Genomic DNA, 24,879 nt, shown 5'->3' with positions numbered 1-24,879 from the left:
GGGGATTGGCGGTGAAGCGGCCGCGCAAGCGCTCGACCAGCGTCGCCGTCATCGATATCGGTTCGAACTCGGTTCGTCTCGTCGTCTATGAAACGATGGCGCGCAGCCTCGTCACGATCTTCAACGAGAAGGCGCTGTGCGGGCTCGGCCGCGAGGTTCAGACCACCGGGCTGCTGGCGACCGACGCCGTCGCCAAGGCGTTGACCGCGCTGCGGCGGTTTCGCGCGTTGTGCAGGATCCAGAAGGTCGGCCGCGTCTATGCGATCGCCACGGCGGCCTGCCGCGACGCCTCCAACGGCCCCGATTTCATCGCCAAGGCCGAGCGCATCTGCGGCGCCACCATTCAGATCCTGTCGGGACCGCGCGAGGCCAAATTGTCGGCGCTCGGCGTCGTCTCCGGCGTGCACGATCCCGACGGCATCGTCGGCGATCTCGGCGGCGGTTCGCTCGAACTGATCGACGTGCACCGCAACCGCGTCCGCAGCGGCGTCACGCTGCCGCTCGGAAGCCTGGCGCTGCAGGACCTGTCGGACAAATCGCTCAAACGTGCCGAGCGGATCGTCTCCGACGAACTGTCCGACGTCGCCCAGCTCAAGGCCGGCCACGGCCGTACCTTCTATGCGGTCGGCGGCACCTGGCGCGCGCTGGCGCGCATCCACATCATCCAGAGCGACTACCCGCTGCGGGTGATGCACGGTTATTCGATCCCGGCGGCGGAAGCGCTCGACTTCGCGCAGAGGCTGAGGCGGCTGGCTGCGGCCAACATGCTGGCTAATATCGAGATGATCTCCGACGCGCGGCGGCCGCTGCTGACCTACGCGGCGCTGGTGCTCGAACACATCATTCGCGTTGCCAGGCCCAAGACCATCGTGTTCTCGACCTTCGGCGTGCGCGAGGGGCTGTTGTACGAAAAGCTGCCGCCATCCGAACGCGCCCTCGATGGATTCATCTGCGCCGCGCAGACGCTGAACCAGCTGTTGTCGCGCTCCGCCCGCCATGCCGAAGAACTGGTCTCGTGGACCGATCGTCTGGTCAGGGTCGTCAAGCTGCGCGAAACGCCTGAGGAACGCCGGCTGCGCCACGCCGCATGCCTGCTGTCCGACATCGGCTGGCGGGTGCATCCGGACCATCGCGGCGAAGAGACGCTGAGCCTGATCACCAACGGCAATTTCGGCTCGATCAGTCACCAGGGCCGCGCCTTTGTCGCGCTGTCGGTGTTTTATCGCTACGCCGGTCTCAGCGAGGAAAACGAACCGCCGGCGCGGATCCGCGAGCTGGTGCCACCGGCGATGGACGAGCGCGCCAGAATGCTGGGCGCGGCGTTCCGCGTTGCGCATCTGATCTCGGCGGCGCGAACCGGTGTGCTGCCCGCGACGCATTTCCGCAGCCAGGGCCGCAAGCTGATGCTGGTGTTCGAGCACCGGATGGTCGATCTGGTCGCCGACCGCGTCGGCAGCCGCTTCAAGCAACTGGCCCGGCTGGTCGGACGCTCTGGATCGATCGTGCGGCGCTAGCGCGTGAAGCCAGGCGTCAGGCTTCCGCCTGATACGCGCTTGCATAGCGATCGATCAGGAACGATTTCATCAGATCAACTTTCGTTCTGTGGTGAGCCGGCAGCGCCAGTAATGCGATGCAGCTCAATCGGGAAGTCTGCTGAATTTTCGAAGGTTCTTGTCGACGAAGGACTCAGGCAGGAAGCGGCGCATGAAACGAATCTGTCCTGCAGCTTTTCCGGCCGTGTAGCGTCTCTTCGGCGATGCCGCATTGGCGGCCCTCACGACGGCTGCGGCAACAACCTCGGGTGCATCGCCTTTCGCGACGATCTCGCGCATCAGCTTCGCCGCGTCGGCGCGAATCGTATCGTAGACCGCAAGCGGCCGGTCCGGTCGCGTGATGTTCTCTTCGAAGGACGTGCGGGTCACGCCGGGTTCGACCAGCACGATGCGGATGCCCTGCGTTCGCACTTCGTGATCGAGAGATTCCGAATAGCCTTCGATGGCGTGCTTGGTCGATGCGTAGAGAGCGTTATAGGGAGCGGGGATCAGCCCGAGTATGGAACTGAGATTGACGATCCGGCCTCTGCGTTGCCGTCTCATCACCGGCAGGACCGCATTTGTCATTCGTATGATGCCGAACACGTTGACGTCGAACACGGCTTTCGCCTGTGACATCGTGGATTCCTCAGCGCCGCCCAGCAATCCGATCCCGGCATTGTTGACGAGAAGATCGATCCGACCTGCTCGGCTTAGAACCTCGTCGACGACGCCCTGCACGGATGCATCGTTGCTCACGTCGCAGATCAGCATCGTGATCCCATCCGCGGTGTCGGGCATCGGCTTCCGGCTGGTGCCGAAGACACGGTAGCCATCGCGGCGCAGCGCTTGTGCCGTCACCAGCCCGATGCCCGAGGAAGCCCCCGTAACCAGGGCAATACCGCATTCTGTCTCGCTCATCGGCCTCTGCTTTCATTTTGCCGTGGAACCTCGATGGACAATCAGTTACTATCAAATCGATATCAAGTCACTACTAAAAAGATATGGACATGAAGAATCTTTCGAACCAGCCATGCCTGATCGCCCGGAGCCTGGCGCTTGTGGGGGACGCATGGAGCATGCTGATCATGCGCGACGCCCATGCGGGGCTGAGCCGCTTCGATGATTTCCGCAAGAGCCTCGGCATCGCGCCGACGATGCTGACGGGGCGGCTTGCAGCCCTGACTGATGAGGGGCTGCTCGAGAAACGCCGCTATTCCGACCGTCCGCCGCGCGACGAATATGTGCTTACGGAAGCCGGCCGCGACTTTTTGCCGGTGCTGTTTGCGATCGGCGCGTGGGGACGCAAGCACCGCAGCGGGGGCAAGGTGACCCGGTTCTTCGACGCAGAGACCGGAACGGAGATTGATCCCGTCACCATCGACCGCCAGACCGGCGCTCCGGTCGGAACACGGCCCATCCGCATCGCTGCGCCCGAATGAGTGGCCCCAGGGGAGATGAAGCAGCGCGACGGATCACCGAGAACTTCGAGCTCACATCAAAAAAAACGCCCGGGAGATTCCCGGGCGTTTCCGTGTCGCGATGCGAGCAGTTCGCTACGCATTTCGCTGTCTGAACACCTACGCCGCCTTGGCGGCGTGCTCGGCGGCGTGTTTCTGCTGCGCGCTCTTGCGCCACATCGAACCGATCACCAGCACGATCGCGATGCCGATCAGGCCGCACACCACTTCGGCACCATGACCGCCATTGGCGAAGTGCAAGCCGATCGGGCTGAAAACGCGGTCGAGCGAAACGCCGATCGGCCCATCGGAAAGCGCACGCAAATAGGGAACGACGGCAGGATCGGTGGCCATCACCTCGCCGGCGACCCAGCCGAGCAGGCCTGCACCGGCCCATACCAGAGCCGGCATGCGCGTCAGCAACGCCATGATCAGCGCCGCACCGGCAACGATCAGGGGAACGCTGATCGCAAGGCCGATCACCAGCAACGGAATGCTGCCATTGGCGGCCGCCGCGACCGCGATCACGTTGTCGAGGCTCATCACGATGTCGGCGATCGCCACGATCCGCACGGCCGCCCACAGATGCGCCGCCGCGTGAACGTCGCCCTCACCTTCATCTTCGGGCACCAGCAGCTTGGCCGCGATGTAGAGCAGCGCCAGGCCACCGACCAGCTTGAGGAACGGCAGCGCCATCAGCGACACGACGATGCCGGTGAAGATGATGCGCAGCCCAACGGCGACGCCGGCGCCGAGGATCATGCCCCAGAACCGCTGGCGCGGCGGCAGCCCGCGGCATGCCATCGCGATGACGAGCGCATTGTCGCCCGACAGCAGGATGTTGATCCACATGATCTTGCCGAGCGCGACCCAGAAGGCGGGCTGCTGCATCTCGGCCTGAAACTGCGTGAAGAAAGTCGAGATCGTCGCCGGATCGAAAATTTGCAGCACCCAGTTCACAGCATGCTCCCCCCGGCGCTCGGCCGTCCTGGGCGGCGCTTGCGCGCCGCTCGTTTTGAATTAACCGACGATTTCGTTACCGGAAAAGAACTGCGCGATTTCGATCGCGGCCGTTTCCGTCGCGTCCGAACCATGCACCGAGTTTTCGCCGATCGACTTGGCGTGAACCTTGCGGATCGTGCCCTCGGCCGCCTTCGACGGATCGGTGGCGCCCATCACGTCGCGATATTTCAGCACCGCACCCTCGCCCTGCAACACCTGCACCACGACCGGGCCCGACGTCATGAAGTCGACCAGTTCGCCAAAGAACGGACGCGCCTTGTGGACCGCGTAAAAGGTTTCGGCCTGCTCGCGCGTCATGCGAATGCGCTTCTGGGCCACGATCCGAAGCCCCGCCTTCTCGATCAACGCGTTGACGGCGCCGGTCAGATTGCGCTCGGTCGCGTCGGGTTTGATGATCGAGAAAGTGCGTTCCATCGCCATAGTTACGTCCTTGCAAACACTGATTGGGAGTTGGGGGCTTATATCGGCGCAGTCCTGCGACGGCAAGCGACCCAATGCCGCGTTTTTGACGTGTTTTCGTTGGTCAGCCCCTTACCGCGGGCCGGACTTACGGCCGAAAACGCTTCGAGCCCTTGATTGCAACCATTTCACGTCGGCGCGAAGGCGTTCAGCACGTTAGGCTTTCAGGCAATCGGACGCCTTGTGGGCCGACCAGAAGCGAGCTCACGGATGGCGCGCCCTCCGCGCCGAAACCTCACTCAAACGATCATGCTTCGCGATCGGATGATCGCATTTCGCAATCGATCGCGTTGCATTGCCGCGGCTTCGTTGAGTGGCCGCGTCCTCTTCGGCAGCCCCCATTGCCCCGTCCATACAGGGAACCAGTGGGACGCAGCTCCCCAGCCTCCCCTCAGATGCATGCATCGGAGTTCTGCAACCGGAAACAAATCGCAGCCTCGTGACTTGATCCTGCAGCAACTTACTCAGACTTACTCAAAAGCAATGCTGGAACTCGCCATGGATAGCCGAATCAATCCCGTTTTCGAGCAGATCGATCACCGGACTTCGCGATCGATCTGCGATGCCGTCGGCGAACGGTTGCAGCAGTATATGCGTCCGGAAACCGAACTCTCGCCCCGCTTGCAGCAATTGATCAATGAGCTCCGCCGGCGTGAAAACGAGCGGCATTAACCTGTATCGGGAGCCTCAGGAACGCCTAAGCCTTGGGAGCGCCTGTTCGTCACATAAATCGGTTGCGTTTGGCAGCCGGTCCGGTGACAAGGCCGCATGCTTTCAATCACAGATATCTCGATCCGGATTGCCGGACGGCTTTTGATCGAGGACAGCTCGGTACAGATCGTGCCCGGCGCGCGCGTCGGCTTCGTCGGCCGCAACGGCGTCGGCAAATCGACGCTGTTTCATGCGATTCGCGGTGATCTGCCGACCGAATCCGGCAGCATCTCGATACCTCCGCGCTGGCGCATCGGCAGCCTTGCGCAGGAAGCCCCCGACGGGCCGGAAAGCCTCATCAATGTCGTGCTAAAGGCCGACCTCGAGCGCGACGCGTTGCTGCAGGAAGCCGAGACTGCCGACGATCCGCACCGGATCGCCGAGATCCAGACCCGGCTGGTCGATATCGATGCACATTCGGCGCCCGCTCGGGCTGCTGCGATCCTCTCGGGCCTCGGCTTCTCGACCGCGGACCAGGCCCGCCCCTGTTCGGAATTCTCCGGCGGCTGGCGCATGCGCGTCGCACTCGCCGCGACGCTGTTCGCGGCGCCCGATTTGCTGCTGCTCGACGAGCCCACCAACTATCTTGACCTCGAAGGCACGCTCTGGCTGGAAGAGCATCTGGCGAATTATCCGCGCACCGTGATCGTGATCAGCCATGACCGCGATCTCCTGGACACGTCGGTCGACCAGATCCTGCACCTCGATCGCGGCAAGCTGACGCTCTACAAGGGCACCTATTCATCGTTCGAGGAGCAGCGCGCCACGCGCGAGATGCTCGACGCCAAGCACGCCAAGCGGCAGATGGACGAGCGCAAGCGGCTGCAGGCGTTCGTCGACCGTTTCAAGGCGAAAGCGTCCAAGGCGCGCCAGGCCCAGTCGCGCGTAAAAATGCTGGAGCGGATGAAGCCGGTCACGGCGCTGGTGACGCAGGACGTGCGCGAGATTTCATTCCCGACGCCTGAAAAGATGCTGTCGCCGCCGATCATCGCGGTCGATGACGTCTCGGTCGGCTACGATCCCAAAAAGCCCGTGCTCAACCGCGTCACGCTGCGCATCGACACCGAGGACCGCATCGCGCTCCTGGGATCGAACGGCAACGGCAAATCGACACTTGTAAAACTGCTCGCGAACAAGCTGCCGCCATTCTCCGGGCGGATCACGCGCGCGGAGAAACTGTCGGTCGGCTATTTCGCGCAGCACCAGGTCGACGAACTCAACCTGGATGGCTCGCCCTACGACCATGTCCGCAAGCTGATGCCCGAGACGCCCGAAAGCAAGGTGCGCGCGCGGGTCGGCGCCATCGGATTTTCCGGCAAGGCCGGCGACACCCTGGTGAAGAGCCTGTCGGGCGGCGAGAAGGCGCGGCTGCTGCTCGGCCTCGCGACGTTCTACGGCCCCAACATGATCATCCTGGACGAGCCGACCAACCATCTGGACATCGACAGCCGCGCCGCCCTCGCCGAAGCGATCAATGAATTTCCCGGCGCCGTCATCATGGTCTCACATGACCGCTATCTGATCGAAGCCTGCGCCGATCAATTGTGGGTGGTCGCCAACCAGACCGTGACGACCTATGACGGCGATCTCGACGAGTACCGGCGGATGGTGCTGTCGATCCGCGACGTCAGACCCGCCTCGCGCGACCGTGGCAATGAGCGCGCGAAAGAAAACTCAAAACCCGAGCGCGGCAAAACTGAAAAGCGCACGCCGCTGCGGCAGAAAATCGCCGAGGCCGAGGCCGAGATCGCGCGCATCAACGGCATCATCGCCAAGATCGACACCGCCCTCGCGCTGCCGGATCTGTTCACGCGCGATCCGAAGCAGGCCGCCCAGCTCAGCAAGGCCCGGGCGGGTGCAGCAACCGCACTACAGCGCGCTGAGGAAGACTGGCTGGAAGCAAGTTCGCAATATGACGAGGCGACGGGTTAAGCCTTCCTAGCGAATGACGCCGATACGCGTGAAGAATCGTAGGGTGGGCAAAGGCGCGCTGCGCCGTGCCCACCATTGCGGTCACCGCAAGAATTTGGTGGGCACGCTGCGCTTTGCCCACCCTACGACTCTGCCAAAATGGAAAGCGCCTTACGTCGCCGCCGGCTTTCGCTTCGGCTTGGCGCCCCTCGGCTGTTGCACCGGCTCGGGCCCGCGCTCGATCGACGACAGGCGTCCAGCGGTGAAGGTGTAGATGCCGGCGCGCTGGCCGCGCGAATAGGTGACGATCGCAACGCGATCGCCGCGGGGATTATTCGAGAAGTTGACGCTGTCGGGCGCGCCGATGCCGCGGACCACGTCGCATTCGGTATGGCCAAGCGCGACGCTACCCGTCGTCGAGGGCGGCGGACTACCCGCCTGCGCATTGGCGTCGGCAGCACCTGGTGGCGGCGCCATTCCCGCGCAGCCGCCGTCGGCGGAGACGAGATCTTCCGCCATGACCGGCTTGTCCGGGGTCAGCGGCGGCGTCTCGATCGAAATGTTTTTGACGAAGACGCGGCCGGGACGCGAGAACCAGTCGGCATCCTTCGAAAGCAGGTCGGGCGCGCCGCTGCAGCCCGCGATCACGGGACCGAGCAGAAGCAACCCCAGCAATGGCTTTCGATTGAACGTTCCGTCTCGCACGCTAGACCCAGGCTCCCCCGCCCTTGATATGTAACTACTTGTCCCAACATCACTTTGCGGCACGACCATGGCTACCCACAAGCCCGCCGGAAGAAACTTCAAATTATCATTAATTGTCTTATATCGCTATTGTCGGCGCTGCCAGCGGCCCCGCTCGTCGGCCTGCCAATAAGTCACCTCGAAGCCGCGGGCCTTGCAATCGGTCCAGACGCCACGCGCCGCGGTCAGCGCGTCGGAATCGTCGCCGTTGAAAACCAGCACCAGGCGCTCGTAGCTGTCGGAATCCGCGGGCAGCGCGGCATTGTCGATCAGGAACCTGACATTGGCGCGGTTCGGATTGCCCTCCTCAGTCGAAAGGATGATGGGCTGATCCGGCGCGTCGGCGGCGCGCCAGGTGGCGTGCGGCAGGAACGAATCGTCACTGTAGGTCCACAGATGCGCATCGAGCGCATCGGTGCGTTCCTGCGATGTCGATTGCACGACCACGCGCCAGCCGCGCTCCAGCGACTTTTCCAGGAGCGGCGGCAGGACGCTTTCGAGCGACATGTTCTGCAAATGGTAGAACAGGACTTCCGTCATGCAGTTCTCAGCTCTTCCGCTGCTATTTTTTGGCTTCGTAGTATTCCGAGACCAGCCGGTCGAGCAGACGAACGCCGTAGCCGGAACCCCAGCTGTGATTGATCTCGGTTTTCGGCGCGCCCATCGCGGTTCCCGCGATGTCGAGATGCGCCCACGGCGTATCGTCGACGAAACGCTGCAGGAACTGGGCGGCGGTGATCGAGCCGCCGTACCGTGCACCGGCATTCTTCATGTCGGCAAATTGCGAATCCATCAGTTTGTCGTATTCCGGACCTAGCGGCAGACGCCAGACTTTCTCGCCAGTCTCAAGGCCGGCCTTGCTCAGCCGTTCCGACAACTCGTCATTGTTGGAGAACAGGCCGGCATGCTCGGTGCCGAGCGCGACCATGATCGCGCCGGTCAGCGTGGCCAGATCGACCATGAATTTCGGCTTGAACTTCTTGTTGACGTGCCAGAGCATGTCGGCCAGCACGAGCCGGCCTTCGGCGTCGGTGTTGATGATCTCGATGGTCTGCCCCGACATCGAGGTCACGATGTCGCCGGGACGCTGGGCATTGCCGTCAGGCATGTTCTCGACGAGGCCGATGGCGCCGACGACGTTGATCTTGGCCTTGCGCGCCGCCAGCGCATGCATCAGGCCGACGACGCAGGCAGCTCCCCCCATGTCGCCTTTCATGTCTTCCATGCTGGCGGCGCCTTTGATGGAAATGCCGCCGGTGTCGAAACAGACGCCCTTGCCGATGAAGGCAACCGGCTGCTCGCCCTTTTTGCCGCCGTTCCAGCGCATGATCACGGTGCGGCTGGGCTGGGTCGATCCCTGGCCGACGCCGAGCAGCGCACCCATGCCGAGCTTGGTCATCGCCTTGACGTCGAGCACCTCGACATTGACGCCGACCTTCTTGAGCTGACTGGCGCGGCGTGCGAACTCGATCGGGAAAAGCACGTTCGGCGGCTCGTTGACGAGCTCGCGCGCGATGATCACGCCGTCGACGACGTGCGATTCCGGCGCGAAGGCTTTGCGAGCGGCGGCAACGTCAGCCACCGCAATCGAAACGTCTGATCGCAAGGCACCGTTTTCGTCCTTTTTCTTGGTCTTGTAGCGGTCGAATTTATAGGCGCGCAGCCGGACGCCCGCCGCGATGGCGGCGGCCTGATCAGGCTGCATCGCGCCATCGGGCAGTTCGGCGATGATGGTGACGGCGTCGCTGGCGGCATTGAGCTTGCCGGCGGTGACGCCGCCGAATTTGAGAAAATCCTTCTCCTTCAGCGCCGACGGTTTGCCGAGACCGACGACGATCAGCCGCGGCGCCTTGATTCCCTCCGGCGCCAGAATATCCAGCGCCGCGCCGCTTTTGCCCTTGAACTGGTTGGCCGCCGCCGCCCGCTTGACGGTGTCGGCCGCTGACCCCAGCGCCTTGCGGGTCGCCGCGCCGAACTTCAGCGCATCGTCGCAAAACACCACCAGAATGCCGCGAACCGCCGCGGAAAACGGGACAAAGCCGACCTTGACGGCGTCGGACATAGGCAATTCCTCCAGAATTCAGGGCTGATTGCGGGACCGGAAACGGTCCCAAGGATACACGGAGCGGTATTCAGAATGGTCTCTTGGTGGCGGTCCCGATCAGCCGGGACCTTGATTTGCCACACTATGGCCTGTCAGCCGCGGCGCTGCCAAGCGCCTGCGTGGCCCCAAGGCCACAGGCGCCGAATAATTAACCATATCCTAAGGGTGCCACGGCCCGGCCATTTTGTTGACGGATCAAAGGGATGGTAGTGAGAGTGGAGACGGCTGAAAGGCTGGCGGCGCGACCTCGGGGATCCCGGTTTCGGGATTGGTCGCAAGCCGCTCTTTTGGCACGCTAGGTGGGATCGTGCGGTAAACGATGGGGTCTATCGACAAGTATATCTTCCGCACGACGCTTGCGTCGTTTGCGCTGGTCTTGGTCAGCCTGACGGGCGTGATCTGGATTACGCAGGCGTTGCGCGGAATCGACCTGATGACCAGCCAGGGTCAGACCATCATCACCTTCCTCGGCATCACCAGCCTGGTGATTCCCGCGCTGGTTCTGATCATCGCGCCGATCGCGCTGATGATCGCGGTCTCGCACACGCTGAACAAGCTCGCCACCGATTCCGAGATCATCGTGATGAACGCCGCCGGCTTCTCGCCGTTCCGGCTGTTCCGTCCCTTCTTCTACGCCACCTGCGTGGTGGCGCTGATGGTCGCCTTCATCGGCGCCTATCTCGCTCCCGACGGCATGCGCCGGATCAAGCAATGGGACGCCGAGATCACCGCGGACGTGCTGACCAACATCCTGCAGCCCGGTCGCTTCGCCCAGCTCGACCAGAATCTGACGATTCGCATCCGCGAACGGCTGCCGGGCGGCGTGCTCGCCGGCATCTTCGTCGACGATCGCCGCGATCCGAAAGAACGCGTCACCATCATCGCCGATCACGGCACGGTGCTGAAGAACGAGAATGGCTCGTACCTGGTGCTGGAAGACGGCAACCTCGAGCGATTCGAGGCGGGAAAACGCGACCCCGCGCTGGTGGCGTTCGGGCGCTACGCATTCGACATGTCGAAATTCTCCAATCAGCGCGACGCGGTGCTGGGGATTCGCGAACGCTACATCTGGGAACTGGTTTCGCCCGATGAAAACGATCCGGTGTTCAAGAAATTGGGCGGACAATTTTACGCCGAATTGCACGACCGCTTGATGGCGCCGGTGTATCCGTTCGCGTTTGCGGTCCTGACATTCGCATTTCTGGGCACGCCGCGCACCACGCGGCAGAGCCGCAACTTTTCGATCGGCGGTTCGATTATCGCGGTGTTCGGCCTGCGCATGGCCGGATTCGCCTGCTCCGTCATGGCGGTGAAAAATCCGACCGCCGCGCTGGTCCAGTATTTGATGCTGTTCGCATCGATCGGCATCGGCTTGTGGATGATTGTCGGCGGCGTGGTGGTGGAACCGCCGGCCGCACTGATCGAGGCGATCAACAAATCGAATGCGCGCCTGGCGCGGCTCTTTGGACGTCCGGCCACAGCATGAGCATGTTGACCAACACGCTTGGACGATACTTCGCCGGCCGCTTCCTGGTCGCGGCGGTGGGCGTGTTTGCAAGCATCTTCGTGCTGCTGGTGCTGGTCGACTACATCGAAATGGTGCGCAAGACCTCGGGGCTGGCGTCGGCATCGGCGATCACGGTCGCGCAGACGTCGCTGTACCGCGTGCCGCAGCTGCTCGAAAAGCTGATGCCGTTCTGCGTCCTGATCGGCGCGATGACCTGCTACCTTGCGCTGTCGCGGCGGCTCGAACTCGTGGTGGCGCGCGCCGCCGGCGTCTCCGCCTGGCAATTCATTGCGCCCGCGCTCGCCAGCGCGATCATCCTCGGCACCGCGGCGACCGTCGCCTACAATCCAATGTCGGCGAACCTGCGCGAACTCTCCAAGCGGATGGAAGCGGAGCTGTTCGGCTCGGCACCCGGCGGCGGCATCCAGGACGCTGCCGGATTCTGGCTCAACCAGATCAACAGCGAGGGCCAGACCATCATCAACGCCGCCCGCAGCGAGCGGCAGGGTGTGCGGCTGACCGGTCTCACGGTGTTCCGGTTTGATACAAACCTGCAGTTCAAGGAACGAATCGAGGCCCGAGAGGCGGCGCTGGAAGAAGGCCGCTGGGCGTTCAAATCAGTGCGCCGATACTCCCTCGACAAGCCGCCGATCGAACAGGAAAACCTGTACATCACGACCACCCTGACGCCGGCCCAGATTCGCAACAGTTTCTCGACCCCGGAAACTGTGTCTTTTTGGCAACTCCCCGGCTATATCCGATCTTCGGAGAGCTCGGGATTTGCGACCGCCGGCTACCGTTTGCAGTATCACAAGCTCATCGCACAGCCGTTTTTGCTGGCTGCAATGGTGATGTTGGCGGCGTCGGTCAGTCTTCGCTTCTTCCGGATGGGCGGCGTGCAAAAGATGGTTTTGAGTGGCGTGGGTGCGGGCTTTCTGCTCTACGTTCTGTCGAAAGTAACTGAGGATTTGAGCAAGGCTGAGTTGATGCATCCCATCGCTGCGGCGTGGTTGCCCGTCTGCGTGGGCGGCCTCACCGGTTTTTTGGCCTTGCTGTACCAGGAGGACGGGTAGTGGCCGTTGTCGCCGCCCGCCAGTTGAGGTCGCCTGCGTTCAGGCGGCGCAGCCCGCTGCGCCGCTATCGGAGCCGCTTGGCCACCGTTGGCGTCCCAATGATCGCCCTGCTCGCCGGCTTAGCGCTCGCAGGCGCGATGGTGCTTGCCTGGACGGCCCCCGCCTCGGCGCAAGGCTTCACCTACAATCCGCGGCCGCCCAAAGCGCCGCCCCGGCCCGCCAACAACAACGGGCAAATGCTCGTGCAGGCCGTCGAGGTCGATTACGACTACAACAACCAGCGTGTGTCCGCGGTCGGCAACGTGCAGATGTTCTACAACGGCACCAGCGTCGAGGCCGACAAGGTCATCTACGACCAGAAGACCAAGCGCCTGCATGCCGAGGGCAACATCCGCCTGACGGACGCCGAAGGCAAAGTCACCTACGCCAACATCATGGATCTGAGCGACGACTACCGTGACGGTTTCGTCGATTCGCTGCGCGTCGACACCGAGGATGCGACGCGGATGGCGGCAACCCGTGCCGACCGGAGCAGCGGCAATTACACCGTGTTCGAAAACGGCGTGTATACCGCCTGCGCGCCCTGCAAGGACGATCCGAAGAAGCCGCCTTTGTGGCAGGTCAAGGGTGCGCGCATCATCCACGACCAGACCGAGAAGATGCTGTATTTCGAGAACGCCCAGCTCGAATTCTTCGGTGTGCCGATGGCGTACCTGCCGTATTTTTCGACGCCCGATCCCACCGTGAAGCGCAAGACCGGCTTCCTGATGCCGTTCCTCAGCTCGTACACGCCTTATGGCTACGGCGTGGAAACGCCGTTCTATTGGGCGATTGCGCCGGACTACGACGCGACCTTCAATCCGCGTATCACGACCCGGCAAGGCGTGCTGTTTCAGGGCGAGTTCCGCCAGCGCCTGATCAACGGCTCGTACGCGATCCGCGCCTATGGCATCAACCAGCTCGATCGCAGCGCCTTCACTGGCCAGCCCGGCGACCGCGACCTCCGCGGCGGCGTCGAAACCAAGGGCCAGTTCGCCATCAACGACAAATGGACCTGGGGTTGGGACGGCGTGCTGTTGTCCGACTACTTCTTCATGTCCGACTACCGGCTGGCCCAGTACAGGGATACGTTGGGATCGTTCCTGAGCCTGCCGACCGAAGCGATCTCGCAGCTCTATCTGACCGGCGTCGGCAATCGCAGCTTCTTCGACGCGCGCACGATCTACTACCTCAGCTTCTCCGGCAGCCAGGAGAAGGTTCCGGTCATCCATCCGGTGGTCGACTATTCCAACGTGATCAACAGCCCGATCTTCGGCGGTGAGGTCAGCTACAAGACCAACTTCACCAGCCTGTCGCGCTCGACCGCGGCGTTCGACCCGATCACGACGCTGGCCAACACCAACGCGCTCTGCACCACCGCGTCCGCCGATCCGCTCGCGCGGCTACCTTCGCAGTGCCTGCTGCGCGGCATCCCCGGCACCTACACAAGGTTCACCGCGGAAGCGCAGTGGCGGCGGTCGTACACCGACCCCTATGGCCAAATCTGGACGCCGTTCGCGATCGCCCGCGTCGACGCCGTCGATGCCTCGATTTCGAATCAGCCGGGCGTCTCGAATTTCCTGCCTGTCGGCGATACCACCGCGCTGCGCGTGATGCCGACCGTCGGCCTCGAATATCGCTATCCCTTCATCAACGTTCAGCCTTGGGGCACCACCACGATCGAGCCGATCGCGCAGGTCATCATCCGCCCCAACGAGACCTATGCCGGCAGGCTGCCCAACGAAGACGCGCAGAGCATGGTGTTCGACGCCAGCAATTTGTTCGCGGTGGACAAGTTCTCGGGCTACGACCGCATCGAGGGCGGCGGCCGCGCCAATGTCGGCGTGCAGGCGACCACGCAATTCGACCGCGGTGGCAGCATCAACGTGCTGTTCGGACAATCCTATCAGCTGTTCGGCATGAACTCGTTCGCGGTCGCCGACCTGACCAATACCGGTGTCGATTCCGGCCTGCAGAACACGCGCTCCGACTATGTCGCCCGCGTCAATTATTCGCCCAACCGGACCTATACGTTCAGCGTGCGTGGGCGCATGGACGAAGCGACGCTCAACCTCAACCGTTTCGAGGCCGAGGGCCGCGCGTCATTCGACCGCTGGTCGGTCAGCCTGCTGTACGGCAATTACGCGGAGCAGCCAGCCCTTGGATACCTGACCCGGCGCGAGGGGCTGCTCGGCAGCGCGTCGGTCAAGCTGGCGACGAACTGGGTGGTCTCGGGTTCCGCGCGGTGGGATCTTGAAGCCAACAAGCTCAATCAGTACATCATCGGCGCAGGCTATGTGGACGACTGCTTCGTGCTCGCTGCCAATTATGTGACGTCCTATACCTATTCCGCCGGCACCACGCCGCCGGTCCTCAGCCACGGCTTCATGCTTCAGATCGGCCTGCGGACCATCGCGAATTCGTCCACGTCGGCCACCGGCGCCGGCGGCCTTCAGTAGCGTGGGCGAAGCCTTGAACGTGGGAAGCCTTGAACGCAGGAAGCCATGCAGTTCCCGGCGTATTGCGGATCGAATTGGTTGATGCGCCTGACATGAGCATGAAGACCATCAAGCCTCGACATCATCGCCTCCGGTTCCGGATCGCAGGCTGCTCGGTTGCACTGGCCATGCTCGCCAGCAGCGGCACTCACCTGCACGCGCAATCGATCGCCTGTATGGTCACGGGCGAGCCCATCACCAATCTCGATATCGAGCAGCGCACCAAGCTGAACTTCCTGACAACCCGCAAGCAGATGCCCCGCCAGGAAGTGATCGACCAGCTGATCGACGAAAAGGTGAAGATCCGGGAAGCCAAAAAGTTCGGCGTCGACCCCACGGCCAGCGATGTCGATCAGTCCTACGCCCAGATGGGTTCGCGAATGCGGCTCTCGAACGAGCAGCTGACAAAATCACTTGAAAGCCAGGGCATCCGGCCGGAGACCCTGAAGGCCCGCCTCAAGGCCGAGATGGTTTGGACCAGCCTGGTGCGCGGCCGGTACAAGGAGAGCCTCCAGGTCAGCGAGCGCGACATTAACGAGCAAGCCAAAGAGGCTGGCGATTCGGGCAAGGTCGAAGCCTTCCAATACAAGATGCAGCCGATCGTGCTGCTGGTTCCGCGCGGATCTCAGCCGGCGGCCGTCGAGGCGCGGAAAAGAGAAGCCGAAGCTTTGCGTGAACGCGTCACGAGTTGCGAGTCGGCCAACGCCTACTTCAAGTCGATGCAGAATGCCACGATCCGCGATAGCGTCACGCGCACGTCGTCCGACCTTCCCGCTCCTTTGCGCGAGATGCTCGACAAGACGCCGATCGGTCATTTGACCGCACCGGAAATCACCAGGCAGGGCGTCGAAATGGTGGTTTTGTGCGAGCGGAAACCGACTACCGTCGATTCGCCGAAGAAGCGGGAAATCCGCGAAAAGATAACGATCGAGAAATACGAGGCGAAGCAGAAAGCCTACCTGGCCGAGATCCGCAAAGCCGCAATGATCGAATGTCGTTGATGCATGGCAAAGCCCCTCGCGCTGACATCCGGCGAGCCTGCGGGCATCGGTCCCGACATCGCCATCGCAGCGTGGCTCCGGCGTAACGAACTGGGCCTCCCGCCGTTCTATCTGCTCGGCGATCGCACCTGCTTCGCCGAGCGGGCGAAGATCCTCGGATTGAAGATCGAACTCGCGGACACCAGTCCGGAGGATGCGGCCACAGCCTTTGCGCGGGCATTGCCTGTCGTGGCGACGGGCGAAGCGGCAACCGCGCCGCCGGGCCAGCCGGACACGACCAGCGCAAGCGCCGCGCTGGCTTCCATCCGTCAGGCGGTTGACCATGTGCGGGCCGGACGGGCCAGCGCTGTGGTCACCAACCCGATCGCCAAGAGCGTGCTGTACCGCGCCGGCTTCCGGCATCCCGGCCATACCGAATTTCTCGCCGAGCTCGCCGCCAATGGCGGGGCGGCACCGCAGCCGGTAATGATGCTGTGGTCGCCGGCGCTCGCGGTGGTGCCGGTGACGATCCATCTATCGGTGCGCAACGCGCTCGCGCAGCTCTCGACCGATCTGATCGTGACGACGGCCCGCATCGCGGTGGCCGACCTGAAGGCCCGCTTTGGCCTCGCCAGCCCTCGCCTGGCCGTATCAGGCCTCAATCCGCATGCCGGCGAAGACGGCTCGCTCGGCATGGAAGACATCGAGGTGGTGGCGCCGGCTATCGACATCCTGCGGCGCGACGGCATCGAGGTCCGGGGGCCGTTGCCCGCCGACACCATGTTTCACGAAGCCGCACGAAAAACCTACGACTGCGCGATCTGCATGTATCACGATCAGGCGCTGATCCCGATCAAGACCATCGCGTTCGAGGACGCCGTCAACGTCACGCTGGGATTGCCGTTCATCCGCACCTCGCCCGATCACGGCACCGCGTTCGACATCGCCGGCACCGGCCGCGCCAACCCGTCGAGCCTCGTCGCGGCGTTGCGGCTCGCCGCGCGCATGGCGGCCAGAGCGTTTTCCAGCGAAGTGGATACCGGTTCGCGTCAAGAAAACGCGTCAAATCAAAAAGGCTCCACCCCTGAATGAGCGCGATCGACGATCTGCCGCCGCTGCGCGACGTCATCCGCGAACACTCCCTGTCGGCCCGCAAATCGCTCGGCCAGAATTTTCTGCTCGACCTCAACCTCACGGCACGGATCGCGCGCGCCGCAGGTCCACTCGAGGGCGCCACCGTCATCGAGGTCGGCCCCGGCCCCGGCGGGCTGACGCGCGCGTTGCTGGCGCTGGGCGCGCGGCGCGTCATCGCGGTCGAGCGCGACGAACGCGCGCTGGCGCCGCTCGACTATATCGCCAAACGCTATCCGGGTCGGCTGGAGATCGTGCATGCCGACGCGCAGCATTTCGATCCCCGCCCCCTGCTCGGCGGCGAGCCTGCCAAGATCGTCGCCAACCTGCCCTACAACATCGCCACGCAATTATTGGTGGACTGGCTCTCGATCGAACCATGGCCGCCCTGGTACGACATGATGGTGCTGATGTTTCAGCGCGAGGTCGCCGAGCGGATCGTCGCGAAAGAAGATGACGAGGCCTATGGACGGCTCGCCGTGCTCGCCAACTGGCGCGCCGAGACCAAGATCCTGTTCGACATATCGCCGGCCGCCTTCGTGCCGCAGCCCAAGGTTACGTCGTCGGTGGTACGGCTGGTGCCGCGCAGCGCGCCGGAGCCGTGCGACCGCCGCGCGCTCGAGCAGGTGGCAGCTGCAGCCTTCGGCCAGCGCCGGAAAATGCTGCGCCAGAGCCTCAAATCGCTCTCGGTCGATCCGGCCCGGCTGGCCGCCGCCGCCGGCGTCGATGCGACCCGGCGCGCCGAGACGATCCCGGTATCCGGCTTTGTTGCCATGGCCCGTGAATTGACCAATATACGAACCACAAAATCAAACGTTCCCTGAGGAGAAAATGCCATGGCGCTGATGCGACGCCAATCGCTGGTCAAATTCGATGCGCCCCTGTGCGAAACCATCGTCGACACGCCCAAGCCTCAAGGCAACGAAGTCCTGGTCCGCATCGAACGTTGCGGACTGTGCCACTCCGACCTGCACATCCAGGACGGCTACGCCGATCTCGGCGGCGGCAAGAAGCTCGATACCACGCGCGGCATGACGCTGCCGTTCACGCTCGGCCATGAGATCGCGGGCGTGGTCGAGGAAGTTGGCCCCGATGCGCCGAAGGACCTGATCGGAAAGAAGCAGGCGGTATTCCCCTGGATCGGTTGCGGCCAGTGCCGCGACTGCGCGAACGGCGACGAGAATCTCTGCGTCAAGCAGCGCTTCCTCGGCGTCTCCATCGACGGCGGCTTTGCCAGCCACGTGCTGGTGCCCGACGCGAAATATTTGCTGGATTACGATCCGCTGCCGGTCAACCAGGCCGCGACGCTGATGTGCTCCGGCGTCACCGCCTATGGCGCGCTCAAGCGCCTGCTCGATCGTCCGCGGCAGCGTAATCTGCTGCTGATCGGGCTCGGCGGCGTCGGCATGATGGGACTGTCATTCGCGCAGGCGATGTTCACGCAGAAGATCGCGGCGGCGGACCTAAGCCCAGCCGCGCGCGAGAGCGCCCTGCAGAACGGCGCCGCGGTTGCTTACGACCCGTCGGAGCCCGACGTGGTCAAGCGCATGATCAAGGAGACCGAGGGCGGCTTCGACGAGATCGTCGACTTTGCCGGCAACGAAAAATCGATGGCCTTTGCGGTCTCGGTCGTGGCACGCGGCGGCAAGATCGTGGTCTCCGGCCTGATGGGCGGCAATTTCAGCCTGCCGATGGTGCAATGGGTCTACAAGCGCATGACGATCGAAGGCTTCATGGTGGGCACGCTGGCCGAGGCCAGGGAATTGATGGCGCTGGCGCGCGCCGGCAAGATCAAGCCGACGCCGATGAAGGAAGAACCGATGGCCGACGTCCAGAAATGGATCGACGAGTTGCGGGCCGGCAAGGTCGTCGGGCGCATCGTTCTGAAGAACTGAGGCGATGCAGGCGCGCAGCGTTGCCATGAATTGCGGCAACAGCGACGCTGTCGCGTCTTCCGAGGCATTACCGGTAAGTTAGATGCACCGTCACCGTAGTTCCACGGAATCGCTGGCGGTGTTGCTCCTGATCTTTCTTCCTCTATTCAACCGGCCAAAGCGAATCTTGTCCGGTCGTTGAATAACAGGCTTGAGGTCAAGCAAGGTATCCTGGGCCGCTTGCGCTTGCCATCGTTTGAAGGGGCTGCGCGTTTTTCGAATCGAGATCGATCTTCATAGGCAGCATGCTGCAACCGAGCGACCCTCGGGTCCCTCGTCGATGTGCACGCGATGATGCGGTCGCGATACCGAAACGCAACAGGCGACTGCAATCAGATGTCACGCTCAGAGTTGTAATGAAGGAACCAACCAGACTCAGGTTAGATTCCATGCAGTTGGAATTTGGCAGGGGGCTCTAATGCCATACTTCAATTTTGATCTTGTCGTCGGCGCTGAGTTTAAAAACCAGGGCGGCATGATCCTCGAGAACACAGATTACGCAATCGATAAAGCTGATAGCCTCGCGAACGAGCTTTGCATCGTTCGTCCCGAGCTGCGTTCGACAGGATGTGCCGTGCGCGTTACTGACGGAGACAGCAACGAGCTCTACCGCACTCCGCTCGAGACTATCGGCCGCGGGTAAAATCGTCCGGTCGTGGCGATGAGCGCACGATCTTGCGAATTGCTGCGATGCGTCCATTGAGTGCACTGTCACCTCACGATGGCCGAGGCCAAGGAATTGATGGCGCTGGCGCGCGCCGGCAAGATCAAGCCGACGCCGATGAAAGAAGAACCGATGGCCGACGTCCAGAAATGGATCGGCGAACTGCGCGCCGGCAAGGTGGTCGGGCGCATCGTTCTGAAGAACTGAAGCGAGTCTGCTCAACATAATACGGTGCGGGACGACCGAAAGAGAAGTCGTCACGCTCCGGCGAGTTGAATCAACTTGCGACCGATCGGTTTGGGCTGCTCGCTGCGCAGGACCAGCGACGTCGTCACGGCGCCGTGCCTGGCCACAGCGTCCACGATCGTTTCCAGTTGCTGCGGGGACGGCACGAAAACCTTGAGGATGAAACAATCCTCTCCGGTCAGTCGCAACACCTCCAGGACGTGAGGCATTTCGGAGAACTGCTTCAGGCAGGACTGAATATGTTCGTGGGTCGTGCGCACGCGGATCACGGCCATCATTCGGAGGCCCAGCGCGGCAGGATTAATTCGAGCGCCATAGCCGGTAATGACGCCGCGCTCCTCCAGTCGCTTGACCCGTTCGGACGTCGCGGGCTGAGACAGTCCGATCCTCCGGCCAAGCTCTGACATCGCGATACGTCCATCCTCCTGCATGGCTTCGATGATCGCGATGTCTGTGGGATCCAAGGCTACGACGGTGTTTTCTCGAGATGACATGGGTGAACCTTAAATCCATCGGTGCGCGCGCTTCTTTTCCGATCATTTCCCATTCCCGATCACAACGGAAGACGTCAACTTTGTCCCGTCACAGGGATAACGGAGCGGACATGGCTGAGATCATTATGGTGCCGGGGATCGGAGGATCGGGTGAGCTGCACTGGCAAACCCGCTGGGAAGACGCAAACCCGCGATGGCAGCGCCTCCGGCCGACGGACTGGAATCAGCCTGTGCTCGATGACTGGATCGCGGCGCTAGATCGCGCGGTTGGTGCAGCCCGGCAGGCGCCCCTCCTCGTCGCTCACAGCCTGGGGTGCCTTTTGGTGGCACACTGGCAACAAGTTTCGACGGCGCCGGTGGCTGGCGCATTCCTCGTGGCGGTTCCGAACCCGGAAGGCCAGGCCTTCCCCGTCGAGGCCGCCAGTTTTGCCAATCCGCCGCGGACGGAATTCAGGTTTCCCTCACTCATCGTCGCGAGCGTGGACGATCCCTATGGCACGGTCGAATATGCCCGAGAGAGAGCGAACCTGTGGGGATGCGGTATCGTCGAGGTTGGAGAACTCGGACACATCAACGAGACCAGCAAGCTTGAGGACTGGCCGCAGGGAAAGGCATTGTTCGCGGCTTTCGCCGCCGGAACAGCGAGCTGACGGCAAGGCAGTCCCGGCTAACGCCAGCACCTCGCCTTCAGATCGGATCGAGATTTCCCGCCCGCCTCACCGCGCGCAGACGAAGCTAGCTGCGCTTTTCGAATCGCCCGCCTTGTATTGCGGCCAGGCGGGCCACCGGCAAAGCGGCAATGAGCGGTCGACCGTGACGGGGAGCGCGGGCTGCTGTTCGACGACGACGAGATCGCCAGGAGCGCGGCCTTTTTCGACCCAGTCGACGAGGACCGACAGCATGTCGACACTCGACGGTGCGCCGCTGCCGACGTGGTCGACACCGGGCGCGGCATAGAGGCGGGCGAATTCGGCGGTCGCCGCCTCACCCATCCGCTTCTGCACCTGTTCGAAATAACCGATCCCCGCGTAGGGGCTCTGCGCGTAGTCGGCCATGTATTCAAGCATGATGAGCTTGCCGCCACGGGCCTTGAACGCGCTGAGGTCAGGATTGGTCGAATCCATCAGCGCGGAAACCTCGCGCACCCGATCGGCAAAATCCTCCACCCGGTATTTGCGGACATCGAAATTCGGATCGCGCGCGAAGATATGCGCGATGCCGCCCGCACCGTAGACCCAGGCGATGCCGTTGGCGGGCACCGGCGGCAGCGCCGGAGGCGCGGAGCCCAGCCACCACGCGCTCCATCCGCCGGTCGGGCCAAAGGATTTCGTGCCCTCGCCGGAAACGCCCCAGCCCGGATATTCGGTGATGCCGTTGGCGAGCGCGAACGGGAATTTATAGGGGGAAAGCAGCGTACGAATGGCGATGAGCTGCGCCTCGCTGAGGCACGTGTCGCCGCCAGCCCCGCTGGCGCAGAGCAGTTTCGCCGGGTCGAAACGCGCCTTGCAGCCGACCGCATCTTCCACCAGCGCGTCGGCGACGCCGTCCTGCGCATCGCAGGCCGCGAGCACCGCGTCGTGCACGAACTTGACCTGCGCCGGGCGAATCCACCCCTCGCCCATGGTCGCGAGGCCCGCGCGGGTGCCGGCGTGCTGCAGGCCGACCCAGTTGATCACGGGAACGCGGGCGAAGATGCCGTCGAAGTCGGCAGGATAGCGCTGCGCCATGGTCAGGCCCTCGCGCCCGCCTTCCGAACTGCCGACGAAATACATCCGCTCGGGTTTCGCGCCGTAAGCGCGCTCCATCAGCATGGCGGCAGCGTCGCGCACTTTCTTGTAGGAGGCATGGGCAAAATTGACGAAGGCCTCATCGTTCGCGGCAAACAGCTGCGGCGGTTCGCCCGGCTTGGTCTCGTGACCGGAGTCAGTGCCGTAGGTCGCAAAGCCCCGCGCCAGCGGAGAGGCGCTGTCGAAGGGGGCGGCCGGCGGCAGGCTGAGCCCGGTGATCAACACGCCGTTGAACCCGCCGCCGCCATACTGCACCGAGCGGCCGTTCCATTGCAGCGGCAGATTGAGCTGAAAGCGGATCGGCGGCGCCTTCGGATCGGTCGGATCGATATGACCCAGCACGCGGCAGAATTGCGGGGTCGCGGGGCTGATGCGGGCGGCGGGGGTTGGTCCGCCCGGCGCGACGGTCAGCGGCTTCGGCTCGGTCAACGCGGCCGTGTCGACCTTGATCGCGCCGCTGCCTGCACCCGACAATGTGGCGCATGCCGCGACCGGGTCGGCGCCGAGAGGCCGCTCGGCTGCAACGGCCAGCGCGGGCAGTGCGATGAGGCCGGATAGAAATACCGTCGTCGTCATTGCGCGCGATACGGCGAACTTCGTGATCATGCGATCCCCCCGCGGACCTCTCTCTTGGTCCTGTCAGGCGAAAACTGCCACAAAGCTCGACCGGCGTCACGCCTCGGCCTTGCAGCGACGTTACCCACCGCGCAACGACGCTGTCGAAACATTAGGCCGCACCGATCGGACGTCCGGCCCGCTTTTCGCGGGCGGCGCAGGCTGTTATCTTGCCGCCATATTGCGGGGAATTATTGGAAATGCGCGGGGCTTTCAGCGGCAAGGTCTGGGCGTTTTCAGCGTTGGCGCTTCTGCTGTCGCTGCTGTCGCTGCTGTCAGCCGCGCCCGCCGCCGCCGAGAAACGTATCGCGCTGGTGGTGGGCAACTCCGCCTATCAAAACGTTCCCCGGCTCGACAATCCCCGCAACGACGCGGCGCTGATGGCCAGCACGCTCGCCGGTCTCGGTTTTACCCTGGTCGGCGGCCGCGCCCAGCTCGATCTCGACAAATCGGCCATGGACACCGCCGTGCAGAATTTCGGTCGCCAGGTCCAGGGCGCCGATGTCGCACTGTTCTACTACGCCGGCCACGGCGTTCAGGTCGCGGGTTCGAACTATCTGGTCCCGGTCGGCGCCAATCCGACGCGCGAGGCCGATGTCGATTTCCAGATGGTGGACGTCAACCTCGTGCTGCGCCAGATGCAGGGCTCGGGCACGCGGCTCAACATGGTGATCCTCGATGCCTGCCGTAACAATCCGTTCGGCGCGCGCGGCCTGCGCGCCTCCGACGGCGGCCTCGCCCAGATGCGCGCACCGGAAGGCACGCTGATCTCCTACGCGACGCAGCCCGGCAACGTCGCGCAGGACGGCACCGGCGGCAACAGCCCCTACACCAAGGCGCTGGCGGCGACCATCAAGCAATCGGGCCTCGATATTTTCCAGACCTTCAACCAGGTCGGCCTCGCGGTGAAACGCGAGACCGGCGGCGCGCAGCAGCCCTGGGTATCGTCTTCGCCGATCGACGGCACGTTCTACTTTGTCGCGCCGAGCTCGCCCGCCTCGCCGCAGGTCGCGGTCGCACCGCAACCGGCGCCGCAGCTCTCCACCACGCTGCGCCCCGATCCCGACCGGATCCCGATCAAGGACGTCGCGCTGCTCAGGGAATTGAGCGACCGGCTCTACGAGCACAATTTCGATCCGGAGCCGCTCGACAGCAAGAACGGCATGCGGCTGGCGATCAGCCAGTTCCAGGCCAAGAGCAGCATGACGCCGACCGGCGAGGCCACCGAGGGCGTGCTGACGCGGCTACGCAAGATGGACGATCTCAAGCCCTGGGGCTCGATCGTCTATGGGCCCGACAGCAACAAATGGGGCATCTCCTGGAATCACACTTCACGGCGCGCGGCGGTCGACGATGCGCTCAAGAATTGCGGATCGAGCAAATGTCCGCTCGAGCTGAGCTTCTATGGATCGCGCTGCGGCGCGTTCGCAATCTCGGGGAATTCTTACTCGCTGGTTCAGCGCGACACGGTCCAGCGCGCCAAGGAGGCCGCGCTTGACGAGTGCAGCAAGGCTGGCAAGTCTTGCCGCGTCATCGGTGCGGTCTGTGCCGACGGATCCGGCCGCTAGATTTTACATTCGAGACATTGAAAGCACCGATTTATGCAAAACGCTGTTCAACGTTCGATCAAGGTTGGTCTGCTCTGCCTTTTGATGTCGGTTGGGTTCGGAACGACCGGCTTCGCGCAATCCGGCAGCACCGGCGGCAGCATCGGCAATGACGAGAAATCGCTGTCGGGATCGCGCACGACGCCGCGCGCGGTCGAGACCGAGAAGCCCGCACGGCGCAGCAAACCCAGAGCCGAGCCCGACGAACCGCGTCGCGTTTCGCGGAAGAGCGGCGGTGGTGGCGGCGGCGGCGGCAGTTTCGACGGCACATGGGTTGCCCAATCCCAGGGCTGCGGCAACAGCACCGAGCGGTTCGTAATCAGCGGCGGCAGGATCTCGGGTGAATTGAGTTCCGGTCAG

At 63.4% G+C, this 24,879-nt stretch carries 22 protein-coding genes and 2 pseudogenes; 14 read left to right on the top strand and 10 right to left on the bottom strand.

Going from position 1 to position 24,879, the window contains the following annotated elements; all coding sequences use genetic code 11:
• Positions 1-11 precede the first annotated feature (11 nt).
• Positions 12-1,514, top strand: a complete 1,503-nt coding sequence (gene ppx, locus JQ641_RS04550) for an exopolyphosphatase (RefSeq protein ID WP_211994621.1) — start codon at positions 12-14, stop codon at positions 1,512-1,514.
• Positions 1,515-1,637: 123 nt separating this feature from the next.
• Here ppx and JQ641_RS04545 read toward each other — a convergent pair whose 3' ends face one another.
• Positions 1,638-2,453, bottom strand: coding sequence for an oxidoreductase (locus JQ641_RS04545; RefSeq protein WP_211994620.1), 816 nt, complete (start codon positions 2,451-2,453; stop codon positions 1,638-1,640).
• Positions 2,454-2,542: 89 nt separating this feature from the next.
• Between JQ641_RS04545 and JQ641_RS04540 the strand changes: the two genes are divergently transcribed.
• Positions 2,543-2,974, top strand: coding sequence for a winged helix-turn-helix transcriptional regulator (locus JQ641_RS04540; protein WP_211994619.1), 432 nt, complete (start codon positions 2,543-2,545; stop codon positions 2,972-2,974).
• A gap of 138 nt (positions 2,975-3,112) precedes the next feature.
• Here JQ641_RS04540 and JQ641_RS04535 read toward each other — a convergent pair whose 3' ends face one another.
• The 3 genes from JQ641_RS04535 to JQ641_RS04525 all read right to left on the bottom strand — a co-directional run bounded on the left by JQ641_RS04535 (position 3,113) and on the right by JQ641_RS04525 (position 5,143).
• A complete protein-coding gene (locus tag JQ641_RS04535) occupies positions 3,113-3,952 on the bottom strand; it encodes a TerC family protein (protein WP_211994618.1) in 840 nt (279 codons plus the stop codon).
• Between the two features lie 60 nt (positions 3,953-4,012).
• Positions 4,013-4,435, bottom strand: a complete 423-nt coding sequence (gene ndk, locus JQ641_RS04530; RefSeq protein ID WP_211994617.1) for a nucleoside-diphosphate kinase — start codon at positions 4,433-4,435, stop codon at positions 4,013-4,015.
• A 513-nt stretch (positions 4,436-4,948) separates the two neighbouring features.
• Positions 4,949-5,143 carry a hypothetical protein gene (locus tag JQ641_RS04525; RefSeq protein WP_211994616.1) on the bottom strand — a complete coding sequence of 65 codons (195 nt, stop codon included), beginning with the start codon at positions 5,141-5,143 and terminating at the stop codon, positions 4,949-4,951.
• A gap of 99 nt (positions 5,144-5,242) precedes the next feature.
• On the opposite strand from JQ641_RS04525, the gene abc-f reads away from it, so the two are divergent.
• Positions 5,243-7,117 (top strand): ribosomal protection-like ABC-F family protein, encoded by a 1,875-nt coding sequence (gene abc-f / locus JQ641_RS04520; protein WP_211994615.1) that lies wholly within the window; start codon positions 5,243-5,245, stop codon positions 7,115-7,117.
• Between the two features lie 150 nt (positions 7,118-7,267).
• On the opposite strand, the gene JQ641_RS04515 is transcribed toward abc-f, so the two are convergent.
• The 3 genes from JQ641_RS04515 to JQ641_RS04505 all read right to left on the bottom strand — a co-directional run bounded on the left by JQ641_RS04515 (position 7,268) and on the right by JQ641_RS04505 (position 9,902).
• On the bottom strand, positions 7,268-7,756 hold the full coding sequence (locus JQ641_RS04515; RefSeq protein ID WP_211994707.1) for a hypothetical protein: 489 nt from the start codon (positions 7,754-7,756) through the stop codon (positions 7,268-7,270).
• A 171-nt stretch (positions 7,757-7,927) separates the two neighbouring features.
• Entirely contained in the window at positions 7,928-8,380 is a 453-nt protein-coding gene (locus JQ641_RS04510; RefSeq protein ID WP_211994614.1) for a DNA polymerase III subunit chi, read from the bottom strand.
• Positions 8,381-8,402: 22 nt separating this feature from the next.
• Positions 8,403-9,902, bottom strand: coding sequence for a leucyl aminopeptidase (locus JQ641_RS04505; RefSeq protein ID WP_211994613.1), 1,500 nt, complete (start codon positions 9,900-9,902; stop codon positions 8,403-8,405).
• Between the two features lie 361 nt (positions 9,903-10,263).
• Here JQ641_RS04505 and lptF point away from each other — a divergent pair, with 361 nt between their 5' ends.
• The 9 genes and pseudogenes from lptF to JQ641_RS04460 all read left to right on the top strand — a co-directional run.
• Positions 10,264-11,430 carry an LPS export ABC transporter permease LptF gene (lptF, locus tag JQ641_RS04500; RefSeq protein WP_211994612.1) on the top strand — a complete coding sequence of 389 codons (1,167 nt, stop codon included), beginning with the start codon at positions 10,264-10,266 and terminating at the stop codon, positions 11,428-11,430.
• Positions 11,427-12,524 carry an LPS export ABC transporter permease LptG gene (lptG, locus tag JQ641_RS04495; protein ID WP_211994611.1) on the top strand — a complete coding sequence of 366 codons (1,098 nt, stop codon included), beginning with the start codon at positions 11,427-11,429 and terminating at the stop codon, positions 12,522-12,524. The genes lptF and lptG overlap by 4 nt, the downstream gene beginning before the upstream one ends.
• A gap of 98 nt (positions 12,525-12,622) precedes the next feature.
• Positions 12,623-15,022: an LPS-assembly protein LptD gene (locus JQ641_RS04490; protein ID WP_211994610.1), complete on the top strand. Its 2,400-nt coding sequence runs from the start codon at positions 12,623-12,625 to the stop codon at positions 15,020-15,022.
• 98 nt (positions 15,023-15,120) lie between these two features.
• Positions 15,121-16,062 (top strand): peptidylprolyl isomerase, encoded by a 942-nt coding sequence (locus tag JQ641_RS04485; RefSeq protein ID WP_211994706.1) that lies wholly within the window; start codon positions 15,121-15,123, stop codon positions 16,060-16,062.
• A 3-nt stretch (positions 16,063-16,065) separates the two neighbouring features.
• Positions 16,066-17,055, top strand: a pseudogene (gene pdxA / locus JQ641_RS04480) (4-hydroxythreonine-4-phosphate dehydrogenase PdxA); the annotation flags it as partial.
• Positions 17,056-17,129: 74 nt separating this feature from the next.
• Positions 17,130-17,996, top strand: coding sequence for a 16S rRNA (adenine(1518)-N(6)/adenine(1519)-N(6))-dimethyltransferase RsmA (rsmA, locus tag JQ641_RS04475; RefSeq protein ID WP_192740716.1), 867 nt, complete (start codon positions 17,130-17,132; stop codon positions 17,994-17,996).
• 12 nt (positions 17,997-18,008) lie between these two features.
• Positions 18,009-19,067, top strand: a complete 1,059-nt coding sequence (locus tag JQ641_RS04470; protein ID WP_211994608.1) for an alcohol dehydrogenase — start codon at positions 18,009-18,011, stop codon at positions 19,065-19,067.
• Between the two features lie 457 nt (positions 19,068-19,524).
• Positions 19,525-19,749, top strand: coding sequence for a hypothetical protein (locus JQ641_RS04465; protein ID WP_211994607.1), 225 nt, complete (start codon positions 19,525-19,527; stop codon positions 19,747-19,749).
• Between the two features lie 75 nt (positions 19,750-19,824).
• Positions 19,825-19,977, top strand: a pseudogene (locus tag JQ641_RS04460) (alcohol dehydrogenase); the annotation flags it as partial.
• Positions 19,978-20,027: 50 nt separating this feature from the next.
• Here the strand turns inward: JQ641_RS04460 and JQ641_RS04455 are convergent.
• Entirely contained in the window at positions 20,028-20,510 is a 483-nt protein-coding gene (locus JQ641_RS04455) for an Lrp/AsnC family transcriptional regulator (RefSeq protein ID WP_211994606.1), read from the bottom strand.
• Between the two features lie 110 nt (positions 20,511-20,620).
• On the opposite strand from JQ641_RS04455, the gene JQ641_RS04450 reads away from it, so the two are divergent.
• Entirely contained in the window at positions 20,621-21,160 is a 540-nt protein-coding gene (locus JQ641_RS04450; RefSeq protein WP_211994605.1) for an RBBP9/YdeN family alpha/beta hydrolase, read from the top strand.
• Between the two features lie 66 nt (positions 21,161-21,226).
• On the opposite strand, the gene JQ641_RS04445 is transcribed toward JQ641_RS04450, so the two are convergent.
• Complete coding sequence (locus tag JQ641_RS04445) at positions 21,227-22,903, bottom strand: tannase/feruloyl esterase family alpha/beta hydrolase (protein ID WP_249150184.1); 1,677 nt, start codon at positions 22,901-22,903, stop codon at positions 21,227-21,229.
• 209 nt (positions 22,904-23,112) lie between these two features.
• On the opposite strand from JQ641_RS04445, the gene JQ641_RS04440 reads away from it, so the two are divergent.
• Positions 23,113-24,480 carry a caspase family protein gene (locus tag JQ641_RS04440; protein ID WP_211994604.1) on the top strand — a complete coding sequence of 456 codons (1,368 nt, stop codon included), beginning with the start codon at positions 23,113-23,115 and terminating at the stop codon, positions 24,478-24,480.
• A gap of 47 nt (positions 24,481-24,527) precedes the next feature.
• Here JQ641_RS04440 and JQ641_RS04435 read toward each other — a convergent pair whose 3' ends face one another.
• Positions 24,528-24,824 carry a hypothetical protein gene (locus tag JQ641_RS04435; protein ID WP_211994603.1) on the bottom strand — a complete coding sequence of 99 codons (297 nt, stop codon included), beginning with the start codon at positions 24,822-24,824 and terminating at the stop codon, positions 24,528-24,530.
• Positions 24,825-24,879 lie beyond the last annotated feature (55 nt).

This window comes from Bradyrhizobium sp. JYMT SZCCT0180 (assembly GCF_018130165.1).
GTDB lineage: Bacteria > Pseudomonadota > Alphaproteobacteria > Rhizobiales > Xanthobacteraceae > Bradyrhizobium.
Note: the sequence above shows the minus strand (reverse complement) of the source record. Positions and strands in the feature narration are given on the sequence as shown.